Source organism: Synergistaceae bacterium (assembly GCA_017540085.1).
Taxonomy (GTDB): Bacteria; Synergistota; Synergistia; order Synergistales; family Aminobacteriaceae; genus JAFUXM01.
Map to the genome: position 1 here is coordinate 1 of JAFYBQ010000028.1, position 14,438 is coordinate 14,438.

Genomic DNA, 14,438 nt, shown 5'->3' on the forward strand with positions numbered 1-14,438 from the left:
AGAACTGTTTAATCACAAGCCGCAGTGCTACAGATTAGGATTTACGTCCGTAGGTGCCTATATATTCGCAGGCAACGTAGCTTACGCTAAGGCTAGTCAGTCAAGGCTTTTACAAGCCTCCGGCTTTAGCCGTGAGGTTACGGACTGAAATATGCCTCCTGATAATGCTTCATGATATACTAGCAAAAATTCCGCAGAAAGGCATATGTAAATTGCAATGAGACATCAGAAAAATTTTACTAGGATAACTGCTGCTTTGTTTCAGGCCGCGCTTGACGTTCTAATTTTCCGGCTAAGTTTCAGGCTTGCGGTAAATTTCTTCATGGCATGGAGAAATATGCACCCCTTCTCGCCGGAGGCCAATACGCTTTTCACATGTACAATGCTTGCCGTGTTCTACTCCAATTCGCTTTACGCCTTCAAGACGTGGCAGCTATGGGACGAAATGAAAGCTATCCTGAAATCTTCCGTGCTGATACTTTTGGTTGTCGTGCTTTATTTTTACTCGCAGGGCTTTGACTTCTCGCGCTTCATGATGTCGGCGGGGACAATAATTTTCATACCGCTGTGTTCAATGTCCCGCTATATTTTCAGGAGGGTATTATTTGCGCTGGGCATTCTGTCAACAAACATAATCATACTGGGAGCGGGGCAGACAGGCGAAATATTCGCGAGAAAAATCACCCATCACCCTTTCACGCTTGCCCATGTGATTGGTTTTCTTGACGATGACAAGTCAAAGAGGGGCAGAAAGGTCGCAGGGTTCAAAGTTCTTGGAGCTATTGATGATTTCGAGAAAGTCTGTGAGCGGGAAAGGATAGACGAAGTAGCCGTAGCTATATCAAAAGCCTCCCGCGACCTTCTGACGCATATACTCAGCCTTGTTGAGTTCCGCGTAAGGCAGGTGCATTATATCCCGGACATGTACATGCTTGTTACGTTCTCATCATCGGTCAGGGATGTCGGCGGAATGCCGGTTATATCAGCCTCGCAGGGGTTGCTGAGTCCTGTCAGCCGTGCGGTGAAGTCTTTTGCCGATTACATCGCGGCACTGGCCGGGCTTCTGATAACATCGCCGATGATGATATATTTCGCGCTGAAGATGAAACGGAAATACGGCGGGGAAATATTTTCACGGTACAAATGCTCAGGGCTTGGCGGAAAAACATTCATGATGTACAAATTCAGGTCATCAGAGGACGGAAATTCCCGGCACCCATACATTGACGGCCTGCCCAAGCTGTTTAACGTTCTTAGGGGTGAAATGTCGATTGTAGGCCCGCAGGCATTAACGCCGGAATACATGACGCGCATTTACGGCGAAGAGGCTACCCGGAAAATATCAGCGGTAAAGCCGGGCATAACAGGATTATGGCAGATAAGTCTGCGGAAGGACGACATGAGAATATGCGGTGAGATGAGCATATACTACATACGGAACTGGTCATTGTGGCTCGACATGGTGATTATCATGAAGACAATTCTCATTGCGGTATTCAGGATAAAACCGTAAAAGTAAGCCCGCATTTTTCCCGAAAGGCGCACAAAAAAAACTCCCCCCGTTAATTTTGGGAGGAGTTTTTTTTCCCCTGAGTGCCTATGTTACTTTTTCTTGGCGCGGACGACTCTTTTCGCAGGGACTGTGCTGGATTTCTTTGCGGTGGATTTCTTTGCTGTTGCTTTTGTCTCTGACGCTACAGACCTTCCGAGTGCATACTGGGCGGCTTTGGCCGGAGTTGAGCCTGCAACCGCTGATAGGGCTATAAACTCTTTCTTTGTGGCCTCTGAGCTGTCATCGTAGACAGTGCCGTGAATCTCATTGCCGAGCATGTCATAGTGGCGGACATATGTCTGTGCAAACTGCTTCCCGTCGGGGGTGTACTCGTAGCCGTATTCAGTAAAGTAGAGGCTTCCGGCTTTCTCAGGCGACAGACCGAACTTTGACATAAGAAGCTCGATTGTGTCGTTCTTGATTGTGGGATTGGTGTAGTATTTGCGTGAGACCGCAAAGGGGACTCCGTTTGCATCCTTGCCGTAATCGAGGATATACCATGTCATTTTGTTCTTGTCCTGGCCTAACTGCTTCTGTTTCGCCGCGTCCCATGCAAACGAGGGAACAGCCATCAGGGCAACAAGTCCGAGAATTAACGCGCATACTGTAAATTTCTTCATGATTTTACGCACAGCCTTTCGTGTAAATTATCAGGCGTTATTGTAGCACAGAAAACAAACATTTAGGCACAATGCCGAACATTAAAACGCCTGCCTTAACGCTTCGAGTCCCTCGCGGGCATGTGTCTTGCTTACGACGCATATGGCACTCTCTGCCGTTGAGTTGATGATTTCGATGTTGACATTTGCGGAGGCCAGCACCCTGAAAACTTTCGCCAGGACATGAGCCGAGTCAGCCGGAGATTTCAGCGCGACAGTTATTGCGGCGACTTCCGACATGAAGGACACGCCCTGCCCGCCGACCCTCTCAGACACTTCACGGCATATCGGGATAACGTCATCGAGTCTTTCTTTCGGGATGAGGAATGACAGATCCGAGCGTCCTCCGCGCATTGTGTTTTGAGTTACCATGCTGACCCCGACAAAGTGAGCCGACAATGCCCCGAAAATCTCAGCGGCGATTCCCGGGACATTCGGCAGTCCCAAAAAGACAACGTGAACGCACTCTTCATTGAATGTAATATCGTGCATGAAAAATTTTCTCCTTCTGCAAATTGTGATGAGTTAATTTTACACGTGCTATGCTAAAATTTCAGAAATCAATCACATTTCACACAAAACAAATCACGCCGGAGGTGTATATTATTGAGCCTCGTTTACTTCTTGTTATGGCTAATCTTCAACGGCAGGATTACTTTTGAGATAGTCATTGCCGGAGCGTTAATATCATTCGCGCTTGACGTGTTCATACGCAGGGTGCTTTGCCTGAACCTGACAGCCGGAAAATTATTCATGGCCGTGAAAATTCTTCCTCACATTCTGCTGTATGTCATTGTGCTTCTCGCTGAAATAGTCCGCGCTAACTTCTCAATCATAAAACTTGTGCTAGCTCCTCATATTGACGTAGAGCCGTGCTTAGTGAAGTTCAAGACTCCGTTAAAGACAGAGGCGGCGAGGGTGGCACTTGCGAACTCAATCACATTGACACCGGGAACAATAACGGTATCGCTTGAGGGTGATAATCTTCTTGTCCACGCTCTGAACCGTGAAATAGCAGACGGCCTTCAGGGCAGCATATTCGAGAGGCTTTTAGCGGGAATGGAGGGTAAATTCAATGCCTAGTGCTGAAAGTTTGCGTAATGTCCTGTTAATTGGGAGTGCGGTATTTCTGTCGGCCACAATATTTTTGTGCTTAATGCGTGCGGCGTTAGGGCCTAGATTTTCGGACAGGATAATAGCGGCGAACATAATCGGGACAAAGATAATCCTGCTAATCGCGGTTCTGTCGCTGATTGTGGGAGAAAGCTACCTTGCTGACATATGCCTGATATACGCGGCAATAAGTTTCCTGTCTGTCGTGGTATTGGCGCGTTCGGTCATCGAAAAGAAAGAGGGGGAAGAGGAATGATACGGGTGATAATCGCAGGAGTGTTAATGCTTGCGGGGCTGTTTGTGCTGGGAATTGCTACGATTGGGATATTCAGGTTCTCGACGATGCTGAACCGTATTCACGTTGCGGCCAAATGCGACACTCTCGGCGCGCTGTTAATGCTTTCGGGGCTGATAGTGCTTTCGGGTTTCACGGTGTACTCGCTGAAATTGGGACTGGTGATAGTGTTCCTATGGCTGTGCAACCCTGCGGCGAGTCATTTGGTGGCGCGTGCGGAAGTGAAGACGAATCCGAACTTGGAGCAGATATGCGATTTTGTTGACTTGACCGCCTGTAATCCCGCATTTGAAGAATTACCCCCCTCCGCAGGCGGTTTCCCCCCTAACTTAGGGGAGACAGGGAAAGGCGGTGAGCGCAAATGATAATAATTGAGTGGCTGTTACTGCTATTCCTGATAGTTTGCGCTGTAGCTGTGTCGATCTCGAAGAATTTATTGAACTCGGTGATTATCTTCATGAGCTACAGCTTGGTGATGGCGGTGATATGGGTGCTGTTACGTTCGCCGGACTTAGCGATTACGGAAGCAGCAGTAGGGGCGGGGGTAACGAGCGTATTGTTCTTTCTTGCACTGCGTAAGATTGGGAGGATGGGACATAAGGACGAGGAAGAGAAGTAACAGAAGGGGGAAATAATCATGAGCAGGAAAATTCGGGTATTGGCGGTATTTATGGCGGTTGTAATGGTGGTATGCTGTGCTGTTCCGGCGTTGTCAGCGTCAAAAAAAGGAAGACGCAAAAAAGTCCAGAGCAGAGAAGCACAGATCGAAGACGCAGAGACACAATATAAACGCGGTCTTGCATACATTAACGGAGATGGAGTAAATCAGAATTACGCTGAAGCTGTCAAGTGGTTCATGAAAGCGGCAGAACAAGGGCATACTAAGGCACAATCTTGTTTAGGATTCGCATATATGCAGGGCGAGGGAGTAAGACAAGACTATACGGAGGCTGTTAAGTGGCTCATAAGAGCGGCCAGACAGGGAGATGCGGGAGCGCAATATAATCTAGGTCTCATGTATAACCAAGGCTATGGGGTAGAACAAGATAGCTCTGAAGCAATTAGGTGGTGGCGAAAAGCAGCTGAACAAGGATTTGTGATTGCCCAAAATAATCTTGGTGCCATGTATGGAAATGGTTGGGGAATAAGGCAAGATTTTGCTGAATCTGTCAAGTGGTATCGTAAGGCAGCGATGCAAGGTAATGCTGTAGCACAATATAACTTAGGTTTCGCATACCACAAGGGCAGAGGTGTAAAACAAGATTATTCTGAAGCTGTCAAATGGTATAGTAAATCTTCAAAACAGGGAGATGCTTCGGCACAACACAATTTAGGAGTGATGTATTTTAATGGTTTGGGAGTAACTCCTAATTATTCAGAGGCATTCAAATGGTGGCGTATGGCAGCCCAGCAGGGACATACTAAATCTTAGAACGCATTAAAGGAACTAGGTCAATCATGGTAGCCCGACGAAAGGAGACTCGCACAATGAACACACAGACATTCACGGACAATATCAGCACCATTCAGGACGGCAAAATCATTATTCCCGGCGAAATCCAGAAATTACTGGGACTATCAGACGGCGGAAGAGTCATGTTCATTACTGACGGTGAAGAAGTCAGAATCGTTAATCCGGCAACACGGGCTTTCAGTGAGCTTCAGGAGGCCATGAAGGGCGCAGCTGAAGAAGCAGGATGGACATCTGATGATGATGTTGTTGATTACATTATGGACATGCGGCGAAATTCACGATGAAGATATTTATTGACACAAACATTCTGATTTCCGCTACTTTATGGCCTGACAGCAAACCGGCAAGGGCATTCTACAAAGCTCGCTCATTCCCGAATATCGGTATGATATGCCAGCAGAATATAGACGAGATGATAAGCACATTTTATGACAAATTCCGCAACCGTCTTTACCTGCTGGAAAAATTTTTGTCCGACACCGTTCCCGCGCTAATATTCGTTCCTATTCCGCCCTGCATAAGCCCTTCAGAGAGCCGAGTCAGGGACGTGAAAGACCGCCCTATACTCAGAGCCGCTATACACGCAAAAGCCGATATTCTCATCACAGGCGACAAAGATTTTCTCAGCTCCGGCATAACCTCCCCGAAAATCATGAGCGCGTCAGAATTTCTTGACATCACATAAACACGGAAGGAGACACACAACCTTGAACGAAGAATTACGCAGAATATGGCAGTCCTTCTTCAACTGGGTAATGGGCATAGGCCCGCGACCCGAAAATGAAGTTATCCCCCCCGAACCGCCCCCCGATTTACCATTCACGCAAAGACCAAAGGACAAATATTCACGCTTCCACGAGGCAACACTAAAGGAACGCTACAATCAATGGCTCGAAATTCACGGCCTGCATTTATTCTCGGTGCTTTATGCCGGACTCAGCGTCTTAACATGCGTTGTCATTGTCTCGTTATTGCTTGCTACTGTCGCGGAGCTTCCCCCGTTCGGCCATGAAAGGAATCCCGCGAACAATGAGGTTATCCGGCGTTACGTTGAACACGGCGGACACGAAACGGGAGCGCAGAATATCGTTGCGGGACTCATTCTCGATTACCGTGCTTTTGACACTTTCGGAGAGTCGGCGGTTCTCTTCACGGCAGCTGTGAGCGTCCTAATGTTATTGGGAGCTTCACGGAAAAATGCCGCTTCCACGTTACCCCTCTTACCCCCCTCCGTAAACGGTGTCCCCCCTAAGTTAGGGGGGAGGGAGCTACAGCGGAAGGAAGGTAACAGCATGGAGACAAATGGCGGTATCTCAACGCTCCGAAAAGATGACACAATTTTACGCGGAGTCGCTAACCTCTCAATACCCGTCATTCTCATGATGGGCTGCGTTGTCGTCATCAACGGCCATTTATCCCCCGGCGGAGGCTTCTCAGGAGGCGCAATCCTCAGCACAGCATTAATTCTCGCGGCTAATGCTTACGGTTTCGGACGTGTTCACAGCTTCTTCAATGAACGCACATTCATTGTCTCAAGCTCAACAGCTCTCATGATTTACGCGCTCTCTAAAGGCTATTCATTCTTCACGGGCGCGAATCACATTCACTCAATCATACCGAAAGGCACAATCGGCGACATTCTCAGCGGAGGATTGATACTCCCTCTGAATATCTGCGTGGGATTAATCGTTGCCGGGACTCTTTACGGATTTTACGCACTGTTCAGCGAGGGGGATATTTAGACATGCTCGAAAAATTACTGCTCAATCATTACGAGGCCGCCGCCGTAATTCTCTCAGGTATAGGACTCACCAACCTGTTATTACAGCGCAATCTCATCAAGAAGATCATCGGCCTTAACATTATGGATACGGCTGTATATCTCTTCCTCGCGGCAAAGGGTTACGTTGAGGGAAGAGCAGCACCGATTCTTATTGAGAACGGCGCAGGGGGATGGGTCAATTCCGCGTCAGTCTACGTGAATCCAGTTCCTGCAGGGCTTGTTCTGACGGGAATTGTCGTGAGCGTGAGTGTTACGGCGTTCGCGCTGGCTTTGACTCTGAAACTTTACGAGAGCTACGGGACTCTCAATATTGACGAGGCACTAATGAGAATGACGGAGGAACAAGCCGAGATTGAAGCCCGAATCGATGAGGCGGAAGAGGAAGTATTATCATGATCGGAATGTTCGCATACAATATCCCGTTCGCCAGTATTTTCGTCATGATGATTTGCGCGATAATTACCCCGTTATTGCCGAACAGAAACAGAATCCCCGAAAAATTATCGTGCTTTGCGGTTGCGTTTGTCGGTCTAATGTCAGCATATCTCCTTTACACATTGACAGCAGGAGGCCAGACTCACAGCTTCAACTTTGCGATGGGACATTTTCCCGCGCCCTGGGGCAATGAATTACGCGCCGGGCCTCTTGAGGCTGTATTGTCGTTAGTGTTCTGCGTTGCTATGTTATTGTCGCTTACCGGGAATTTCTCATCAACAGCAGAGGACATAGCACCGAAACGCCGTAACATTTTCTGTGTCCTCGTGAATTTGCTGACGGCTTCACTTCTTGCGCTCACGTACACAAATGACCTTTTCACCGCGTATGTGTTCATTGAGATTAACACTATTGCAGCTTGCGCTATCGTTGCGGTGAAAGAAAGCGCAGAGACAGTAAGAGCTGCATTGCGTTACCTCGTTATGAGCCTCGTAGGTTCGGGACTCGTGATGATTGCTATATGCCTCCTGTATGATTTGACGGGTCATTTACTCATGCAGAATATGCACCGGGCAATAGGTGAGCTTGTTGCGACAAAAAGATACATGATGCCCCTGACAGTCTCACTCGCTTTAATCACAGCGGGACTCGCCATAAAGAGCGCGTTATATCCTTTTGCTTCATGGCTTCCCGACGCTCACGGCTCATCAACAAACGCTTCAAGCGCAATTTTATCGGGACTCGTTCTGAAGGGTCATATATTCACCATCATCAAGATATTCTACAGGGTATACGGTCTCGATGTGATTCACCTTCTGAGAATGGACACGGTGATATTCATTCTCGGAATCACGGCCATGATTATGGGTTCAGTTCACGCGCTCCGTCAAAAGAACGTCAAGCGGATGATTGCGTGGTCAAGCGTGGCGCAGGTCGGCTATATCTTCATGGGAGTCGGTCTCAACACAACCGCAGGAATCGCCGCGGCATGTCTTCACATTATCGTTCATGCCTGCGTGAAGCCCATGCTATTCACAGCAGCAGGAGGACTCAGCAACGCAGCAGGACACAAGAAAGGTCTTCACGCTCTCATGGGTACATTCTACGTAAACATATGGGCGGGACTCGGACTGATTGCGGGAGCGTGTTCGATGATGGGCATACCGGGATTCGCGGGCTTTGCGTCAAAACTGAGCCTGACTCTTGCGTCATTCGATCATTCCACAGTCATATGGGCATTAACAGCACTTGCAACTAGCTCCGTGTTAAACGCTCTGTATTACGTCCCGGCGGTTATCGTTGTCCTGACTCACAATAAGGACGCTCAAAAGAATTTCACGGCTCATGCTCCTACATTGTCGTACAAAATATCAATGTCCGTATTTCTTGCGCTGAATTTCTACTTGGGACTGTTCTGCGTTCCTCTGCTGAGACTGATTACACGGGGGGTGAATGTACTATGATAAGCAACTCGATACTGATACTTTCGCCGATAATATTTCCGATATTGACGGGGTTCGCGCTTTTCTTCCGGCCAATTTTCGAGGACAGGCATGTTTACGTAGGCGTGATGACATTCATAACGTCAGCAATAACATTCGCGGCGGCAATTTTGACGAACGGGGAAGCCGTAACCTTGTGGCGGATTACTGACACACTTTCTATTGCGTTCAGAATGGATTACCCTGCGCGGGCGTTTTCGTGCCTCGTTGCGTTTATATGGCCTCTTGTTACGCTGTATGCGTTTGAATATTTGCGGAGGCGGCCACCTGTCGACAGATTTTATGCATTCTTCCTGTCAACATTCGGAATATTAATCGGCGTTGCGTCCTCTGCGAATCTTCTGACCCTCTACATGTTCTACGAGCTTATGACGTTTATGACTCTCCCGCTGGTAATGCACTCACAGAAACGCGAGTCAATCCGGGCTACAATTTCGTACCTTCTTTACTCTCTCACGGGCGCGGCTATGGCGTTAGGGGGATTTTTCTTCTTTCAGGTTTACGGGGTATCGATGGAGTTCACGCCGGGGGGAGTCTTGGACATGGCGCGGATTACGGCGGAACATCATGAAGGAATGCTATTGACTGTAACATTTTTGACCCTCGTGGGATTCGGAGCAAAGGCCGGAATTGTCCCCCTTCATGCGTGGCTGCCTACAGCACATCCGCAGGCACCGACTCCCGCAAGCGCGGTACTCTCAGGACTCATCACGAAAGCCGGAGTGATTGCGATGTTCCGGGTAGTGTATTACGTTGTGGGCGATGACTTTCTGCGCGGGACTTGGGTACAGACCGCCCTGCTGTGTATGGCACTGCTAACGATATTCACGGGTTCGATGATGGCATATATAGAGCCTCACTTGAAGAAGCGTATTGCGTGGTCGAGCGTGAGTCAGGTCTCTTACGTTGTATTTGCGATGATGCTGCTTACGCCGGATGGGATTCGGGGAGCGGTGCTACAGATTGCGGCTCATGCGATGGCGAAAAGCTGTCTGTTCCTCAGCGCAGGAGTCGTAATATACTTCACGTTTCAGGGGGCGAATTATCACTACGCGGATCAATTGCGCGGTGTCGGAAAGGAGCTGCCAATCACGATGACGTGTTTCGCTCTTGCGTCAGTCTCGCTAATCGGGCTTCCTGTTACGGGGGGCTTCACGGCGAAATGGTACATGGCCGCGGGTGCGCTGGGTCTTGGGAATTTCGGCTTGTTCGGGATTGTGATACTGATGATTAGCGCGCTGTTGACTGCGGGATATTTGCTGCCGATTGTTACGGACGCATTTTTCCCGGGAGATGATTACGACTATTCGAGCGTTGTACCGTTCAAGCTGTTGCCGCTGAAAATGATTGTGCCTCTGTTGTTGCTTGCTACCGGGGCTGTTATGACGGGGATATTTGGCGGAAGCATTGTAGATTTTGTGAACACGAGAATCATTCCTGCGTTGCTGTAAAATTTTCCCCCTCGCCGAAATGGTAAGGGGGATTTATTTTGCGCTCAACTGTCTATTGTGATTAGGTTATTTTTGCTTGTCATGAAATCGAGGGCTTCTTTCATTCCGGGCTGATTGTCGGTATTAGTCTCAAGCTGGCAGAGATACCACACATACCCGGAAATGTCATCGGCGCAAAGAGTCCGGCTTGTTTCCTGCCCGCGCTCAAAGTCGGAATTATGATACACCCTGCGTATGTCGCTATACCTGAGAATGACGCACTTCCTCCGGCAGAAAATGTATTTATCTCCCATCCTCATGCGGTCATCCATAAATGATTTTGCTGACGGGAAATCTGAAATTGCTTCCTGATATATTCCGTTGTTCGTAAGAAAATTTTTCATTCTCCTGTAACTTAATGACGGCACAAACGCAAAGCCCATCAGCAATAACCCTACAGGAAGAGCGAGCTTTGACACCGGCAAATCAGCGTACCCGGAAATCTTCAGCCCGCCCGCAACAATCAGCGCAACCGACACCGCAAGGCACAGAGTCATGAACACCGCCATAAACACGGACGAATATCGCACATACTTCAGCATATCATCTTCAGGAGTCATGAAATCTTTCCCCTGAGAATTTCTACGGTATGCGTGAGTCCCATCTCAGCGTCAAAAATATTCCTCCACCCTAACGCCTGAATTTTTCCACCGTCAACAGAGGAATTATTCATAGGGTTGAAGGCTCTGCGCTCACTGTCGGAAGCTCCCTCGCGAATCACTTTCACCCCGCCCGACTCCGCTAATATCCCTGACATTTCGCGGATTGTCATAATATCGCCCGGAATGTTATAGGCGTTTGCATTTTCCCCGCAAAGAAGAATCTTGAGGATTGCCCCGGCGCAGTCAGGAGAGTAGCACCAGCTCCGCAATTGAAGCCCGTCCGATTTCATGATGATGTCCTGCCCCCTTGCGGCCATGTACGCGAACGCCGAGGACACACGGCTGTCATTCTCCGCTGCTGACGGCCCGTAGACATGTCCCGGTCTGGCTATGACGACATCAGCTCCGTATTCCGCAGCATATGACGCGCAGAGAGTCTCCGCCGCCCTTTTCGCCGCGGGGTAACAGCTCCGGGGATTCAGTATGTCAACATATCCGTAATCGTTCTCCGTGAAAGGTGCTGTGTTTCCGTCTGACCTTCTGCCGTAAACCTCACTGCTTGAGACGTACAGCACACGCTTCACACCATGCCCGGACGCTTTGAGGATTGCGTTCATCCCGGTAATGTTGGCTGACATTGTTTCAACTGGTTCTGCTGACATGGCTGACGGATGAGCATTGCCCGCGCCGTGAATGACGTAATCGGCGGTGAGGCCGGGAATTTCTGAGTCCGTTGCGTCATACTTCATGAACGAGAAATAATCCCGCCCGGAAAATTCCCCGAACCTTTCGCGGATTCTGGACTCGTTCCTTCCTGCTGTGATGATTCTGATTGGGTCATGGCCGGATTCGTTCCATCGTATGAGAAGGTCGGCAACTGTTGAGCATATCAGCCCGCCCGCGCCTGTGATGAGGACGGATTTCTCCGCGAGCGTCTCAAGCTCCGGGAGTGAGGATATTAGCGCGTCAATGTCAGAGAGCCACAAGCCCCCGGAGTAAATGCTCCCTATTTCAGCCATGATGCCCGCTCCGTTTTCAGAAGTGCTTTGAATATATCGATGTCGTCAAGCGTGGTGAGCTTGAGATTCTTTTCTGAGCCTGCTGAAAAGTATACTTTCACGCCCAATTTCAGCGCAAGCTCACATGAAGCTGCTGTGCTGGCTATTCCGGACTCCTTTGCCCTGCGGTGAAGAGAGCATATATCACCGAGTCTGAATGCGTGAGGAGTCTGAGTCCGCCTGAGAGTTTCGCGCCTGTAGCTTTTCGCCGACTCTTTGCCGTCTTCGGTCTCAAGTATGACTTCAGCGCATGGTATCGCGGCTATAGCGTTCCCGTTCTTGCAGGCAACACGTATATTGTCGGAGATAATTTCAGGCGAGAGCATTGGCCTGTTTCCGTCATGAATAATTACAATATCATCCGGGGAATAATGCTTCTCAAGCTCAAATATTCCGTTACTTATGGACTCCTGACCTGTAGCACCGCCGGGAACAATATACTTCAGCTTTGTAATGTTGAACTGTTTTGCGTAAGCGTCAAGCACATTTTCCCACCCTCTGAGACAGGCAACACATATAGCGTCAATTTCCGGGTGTCTCTCGAATGCCTCAAGCGTATAGACAATAACAGGACGCTCATTAACCGTAAGAAACTGTTTCGGGATGTCCTGATGCATTCTGCTGCCTGAGCCGCCCGCCGTAAGCACTGCTACATTTGACATAAATATTTCTCCCTTCAGTGAATACAAAAAAACCGCGAGGGCTTCACAGTCTCATCATCTGCAAAACCTTCACGGCCTGTGTGATATTATTCCCGGTGCTAAAGCCTCATGAGATACTCTAGGCATGTCCTTACCCCGAAAGATGTCGCGCCCTTTGCGTATACTCCGTATTCCTTGTCGCAGAAATCTACCCCGGCGATGTCCATATGCGCCCACGCGATTCCGTCAGCAACAAATTCCTTCAGGAACAACGCCGCGAATATCGCACCGCCATACCTGTTTCCCGCGTTCACGAGGTCAGCAAAAGGAGACTTCAGCGACTCGGCTATATGCTCATCTTCAAGAGGCATTCTCCAAAACGGTTCGCCCTCTCGTGATGAAGCGTCAAGAATCTTCCCGGCGAGTCCGTCATCGTTCGTGAAGAGTCCCGCCCTGTATTTCCCTAACGCTACAGCACATGCCCCGGTCAGTGTGGCCATGTCGACAATAACATCCGGCTTCAGCTCGCTTGCGGCACAAAGAGCGTCAGCAAGAACTAGCCTTCCTTCCGCGTCAGTATTGTTGATTTCGATCGTCTTTCCGTTTCGGGCGGTGATTATGTCGTCAGGGCGGTATGATTTTCCCGACGGCATATTTTCGGCGCATGACAGGAATCCGTGAACCTCGACTCCGAGTCCTAATTCCGCGACTCCCTTCATGATTCCGAGTACATTACATGCCCCGGTCTTGTCGCCTTTCATTGTGAGCATGAAATTGTCGGGCTTTATGTTGAGGCCGCCGCTGTCGAATGTTATTCCCTTTCCGACAAACGCAATTTTCTTTGACGGCGTTCCCTTTGGCCTGTACGTAAGGTGAATAAGCCGCGGGGGATTCTCTGAGCCGCTCCCGACCGCGAGAAGCGCGCCCATCCTTTCGGACTTCAGGCGGGATTCGTCCCATATGTCGCACTCAAGCCCGTATTCCTTTGCGAGGGACTCGGCTTTCTCGGCCATTGTCGCAGGACATACAGCGCAGCCCGGCTCATTCGCGATTGAGCGGGAGAATGTCTGAGCGTCCGCAAACTTTATCCCCGTATCTACATCATCGCCGTAAACGTCAGAATATATTTCCGTGAGTGTAAACGGCTCATAGTCCTTGCCCTTTGTCTTGTAGCTGTCGAAATCGTAAGCGCAAAGCCCGCAAGCCTCGCCCAATGCGAAAGATAATCCGTCATATTCTGACAGGTGGGAGATTAATACGTCTGCGACTTTCCCGCGGGACTTTCCGATTTTCCGCAAGCCTCTGAAAAGTGCCTCACGAATAATATTGAGGGTGCATTTCTCCTTCTTTCCGAGTCCGGCGACATACAGACAGCCTTCAACAAGAGGAACGCGGAGAAGGGAGTCCTTTTTCCCCGTGAAGTCTTTGCGCGAAATGAGGACTGAGAGAATCCAGGCCAGTTCCCCGCCAAAGGGAGCGAGATTCTTGCAGTCCTCCTCACGCAGAAGCACTAACAGCGAATCGGGCGAATGATTTTCGTCCCGGCGGTTAATCTGCATTTGCGCTGACTGAAGCCCTCTTTACGAACCCGGACTTGAGGCACTTTGTGCAGATTTTGACCTTCATCAATTCGCCGTCTCCCGCGTCAATTCTCACGGTCTGAAGGTTGATGTTCCAGCGTCTGCGGGTATGACGGTTTGAATGGCTTACGGCATTTCCTGAAGCAGGCCCGCGCCCGCAGCACTCGCAAAATTTAGCCATGATAAAAAATCCTCCGTTGTTTGTGAAATATGAACGGTATTATAGCATTGAGGCAAAAAAAATCTCCCTGCCG

At 49.3% G+C, this 14,438-nt stretch carries 19 protein-coding genes; 12 read left to right on the top strand and 7 right to left on the bottom strand.

Features of this window, described 5'->3' with window-relative positions:
• Positions 1-256 precede the first annotated feature (256 nt).
• Positions 257-1,513, top strand: a complete 1,257-nt coding sequence (locus IKQ95_05430; GenBank protein ID MBR4196137.1) for a sugar transferase — start codon at positions 257-259, stop codon at positions 1,511-1,513.
• Positions 1,514-1,602: 89 nt separating this feature from the next.
• Here the strand turns inward: IKQ95_05430 and IKQ95_05435 are convergent, their stop codons facing one another.
• Together IKQ95_05435 and IKQ95_05440 are read right to left on the bottom strand one after the other, a co-directional pair.
• Positions 1,603-2,172: a hypothetical protein gene (locus IKQ95_05435; GenBank protein ID MBR4196138.1), complete on the bottom strand. Its 570-nt coding sequence runs from the start codon at positions 2,170-2,172 to the stop codon at positions 1,603-1,605.
• A gap of 81 nt (positions 2,173-2,253) precedes the next feature.
• Positions 2,254-2,703 carry an ACT domain-containing protein gene (locus tag IKQ95_05440; protein MBR4196139.1) on the bottom strand — a complete coding sequence of 150 codons (450 nt, stop codon included), beginning with the start codon at positions 2,701-2,703 and terminating at the stop codon, positions 2,254-2,256.
• A gap of 114 nt (positions 2,704-2,817) precedes the next feature.
• On the opposite strand from IKQ95_05440, the gene IKQ95_05445 reads away from it, so the two are divergent.
• From IKQ95_05445 to IKQ95_05495, 11 genes are read left to right on the top strand one after another with little or no spacing between them, the layout of a single operon-like run.
• Positions 2,818-3,294 (top strand): Na+/H+ antiporter subunit E, encoded by a 477-nt coding sequence (locus IKQ95_05445; protein MBR4196140.1) that lies wholly within the window; start codon positions 2,818-2,820, stop codon positions 3,292-3,294.
• Entirely contained in the window at positions 3,287-3,580 is a 294-nt protein-coding gene (locus IKQ95_05450; protein ID MBR4196141.1) for a sodium:proton antiporter, read from the top strand. The genes IKQ95_05445 and IKQ95_05450 overlap by 8 nt, the downstream gene beginning before the upstream one ends.
• A complete protein-coding gene (locus tag IKQ95_05455) occupies positions 3,577-3,984 on the top strand; it encodes a monovalent cation/H(+) antiporter subunit G (protein MBR4196142.1) in 408 nt (135 codons plus the stop codon). Before IKQ95_05450 ends, IKQ95_05455 begins: the two co-directional genes overlap by 4 nt.
• Positions 3,981-4,238 carry a DUF4040 domain-containing protein gene (locus tag IKQ95_05460; protein ID MBR4196143.1) on the top strand — a complete coding sequence of 86 codons (258 nt, stop codon included), beginning with the start codon at positions 3,981-3,983 and terminating at the stop codon, positions 4,236-4,238. Before IKQ95_05455 ends, IKQ95_05460 begins: the two co-directional genes overlap by 4 nt.
• A gap of 18 nt (positions 4,239-4,256) precedes the next feature.
• Positions 4,257-5,051, top strand: coding sequence for a sel1 repeat family protein (locus IKQ95_05465; GenBank protein MBR4196144.1), 795 nt, complete (start codon positions 4,257-4,259; stop codon positions 5,049-5,051).
• A gap of 56 nt (positions 5,052-5,107) precedes the next feature.
• Positions 5,108-5,377, top strand: a complete 270-nt coding sequence (locus tag IKQ95_05470) for an AbrB/MazE/SpoVT family DNA-binding domain-containing protein (GenBank protein ID MBR4196145.1) — start codon at positions 5,108-5,110, stop codon at positions 5,375-5,377.
• Positions 5,374-5,778, top strand: coding sequence for a putative toxin-antitoxin system toxin component, PIN family (locus IKQ95_05475; protein MBR4196146.1), 405 nt, complete (start codon positions 5,374-5,376; stop codon positions 5,776-5,778). Before IKQ95_05470 ends, IKQ95_05475 begins: the two co-directional genes overlap by 4 nt.
• Positions 5,779-5,800: 22 nt before the next feature.
• Entirely contained in the window at positions 5,801-6,835 is a 1,035-nt protein-coding gene (locus IKQ95_05480) for a hypothetical protein (protein ID MBR4196147.1), read from the top strand.
• Positions 6,836-6,837: 2 nt separating this feature from the next.
• A complete protein-coding gene (locus tag IKQ95_05485) occupies positions 6,838-7,272 on the top strand; it encodes a cation:proton antiporter subunit C (GenBank protein MBR4196148.1) in 435 nt (144 codons plus the stop codon).
• Positions 7,269-8,774 (top strand): hypothetical protein, encoded by a 1,506-nt coding sequence (locus IKQ95_05490; protein MBR4196149.1) that lies wholly within the window; start codon positions 7,269-7,271, stop codon positions 8,772-8,774. The genes IKQ95_05485 and IKQ95_05490 overlap by 4 nt, the downstream gene beginning before the upstream one ends.
• Complete coding sequence (locus tag IKQ95_05495) at positions 8,771-10,264, top strand: hypothetical protein (protein MBR4196150.1); 1,494 nt, start codon at positions 8,771-8,773, stop codon at positions 10,262-10,264. Before IKQ95_05490 ends, IKQ95_05495 begins: the two co-directional genes overlap by 4 nt.
• A 44-nt stretch (positions 10,265-10,308) precedes the next feature.
• On the opposite strand, the gene IKQ95_05500 is transcribed toward IKQ95_05495, so the two are convergent.
• The 5 genes from IKQ95_05500 to IKQ95_05520 all read right to left on the bottom strand — a co-directional run bounded on the left by IKQ95_05500 (position 10,309) and on the right by IKQ95_05520 (position 14,365).
• Positions 10,309-10,863, bottom strand: a complete 555-nt coding sequence (locus IKQ95_05500) for a hypothetical protein (protein MBR4196151.1) — start codon at positions 10,861-10,863, stop codon at positions 10,309-10,311.
• Complete coding sequence (locus tag IKQ95_05505) at positions 10,860-11,924, bottom strand: NAD-dependent epimerase/dehydratase family protein (GenBank protein MBR4196152.1); 1,065 nt, start codon at positions 11,922-11,924, stop codon at positions 10,860-10,862. The genes IKQ95_05500 and IKQ95_05505 overlap by 4 nt, the downstream gene beginning before the upstream one ends.
• Positions 11,912-12,625 carry a 2-C-methyl-D-erythritol 4-phosphate cytidylyltransferase gene (locus tag IKQ95_05510; protein MBR4196153.1) on the bottom strand — a complete coding sequence of 238 codons (714 nt, stop codon included), beginning with the start codon at positions 12,623-12,625 and terminating at the stop codon, positions 11,912-11,914. Before IKQ95_05510 ends, IKQ95_05505 begins: the two co-directional genes overlap by 13 nt.
• Before the next feature lie 98 nt (positions 12,626-12,723).
• Positions 12,724-14,163: a leucyl aminopeptidase gene (locus IKQ95_05515; GenBank protein MBR4196154.1), complete on the bottom strand. Its 1,440-nt coding sequence runs from the start codon at positions 14,161-14,163 to the stop codon at positions 12,724-12,726.
• Complete coding sequence (locus IKQ95_05520) at positions 14,153-14,365, bottom strand: 50S ribosomal protein L28 (GenBank protein ID MBR4196155.1); 213 nt, start codon at positions 14,363-14,365, stop codon at positions 14,153-14,155. Before IKQ95_05520 ends, IKQ95_05515 begins: the two co-directional genes overlap by 11 nt.
• Positions 14,366-14,438 lie beyond the last annotated feature (73 nt).

Coding starts and splice junctions, on each gene's coding strand:
- IKQ95_05455 (MBR4196142.1), top strand. CDS start 3,577: ATGATACGGGTGATAATCGCAGGAGTGTTAATGCTTGCGGGGCTGTTT.
- IKQ95_05520 (MBR4196155.1), bottom strand. CDS start 14,365: ATGGCTAAATTTTGCGAGTGCTGCGGGCGCGGGCCTGCTTCAGGAAAT.
- IKQ95_05500 (MBR4196151.1), bottom strand. CDS start 10,863: ATGACTCCTGAAGATGATATGCTGAAGTATGTGCGATATTCGTCCGTG.
- IKQ95_05495 (MBR4196150.1), top strand. CDS start 8,771: ATGATAAGCAACTCGATACTGATACTTTCGCCGATAATATTTCCGATA.
- IKQ95_05440 (MBR4196139.1), bottom strand. CDS start 2,703: ATGCACGATATTACATTCAATGAAGAGTGCGTTCACGTTGTCTTTTTG.
- IKQ95_05475 (MBR4196146.1), top strand. CDS start 5,374: ATGAAGATATTTATTGACACAAACATTCTGATTTCCGCTACTTTATGG.
- IKQ95_05490 (MBR4196149.1), top strand. CDS start 7,269: ATGATCGGAATGTTCGCATACAATATCCCGTTCGCCAGTATTTTCGTC.
- IKQ95_05515 (MBR4196154.1), bottom strand. CDS start 14,163: ATGCAGATTAACCGCCGGGACGAAAATCATTCGCCCGATTCGCTGTTA.
- IKQ95_05470 (MBR4196145.1), top strand. CDS start 5,108: ATGAACACACAGACATTCACGGACAATATCAGCACCATTCAGGACGGC.
- IKQ95_05485 (MBR4196148.1), top strand. CDS start 6,838: ATGCTCGAAAAATTACTGCTCAATCATTACGAGGCCGCCGCCGTAATT.
- IKQ95_05510 (MBR4196153.1), bottom strand. CDS start 12,625: ATGTCAAATGTAGCAGTGCTTACGGCGGGCGGCTCAGGCAGCAGAATG.
- IKQ95_05435 (MBR4196138.1), bottom strand. CDS start 2,172: ATGAAGAAATTTACAGTATGCGCGTTAATTCTCGGACTTGTTGCCCTG.
- IKQ95_05465 (MBR4196144.1), top strand. CDS start 4,257: ATGAGCAGGAAAATTCGGGTATTGGCGGTATTTATGGCGGTTGTAATG.
- IKQ95_05505 (MBR4196152.1), bottom strand. CDS start 11,924: ATGGCTGAAATAGGGAGCATTTACTCCGGGGGCTTGTGGCTCTCTGAC.
- IKQ95_05460 (MBR4196143.1), top strand. CDS start 3,981: ATGATAATAATTGAGTGGCTGTTACTGCTATTCCTGATAGTTTGCGCT.
- IKQ95_05450 (MBR4196141.1), top strand. CDS start 3,287: ATGCCTAGTGCTGAAAGTTTGCGTAATGTCCTGTTAATTGGGAGTGCG.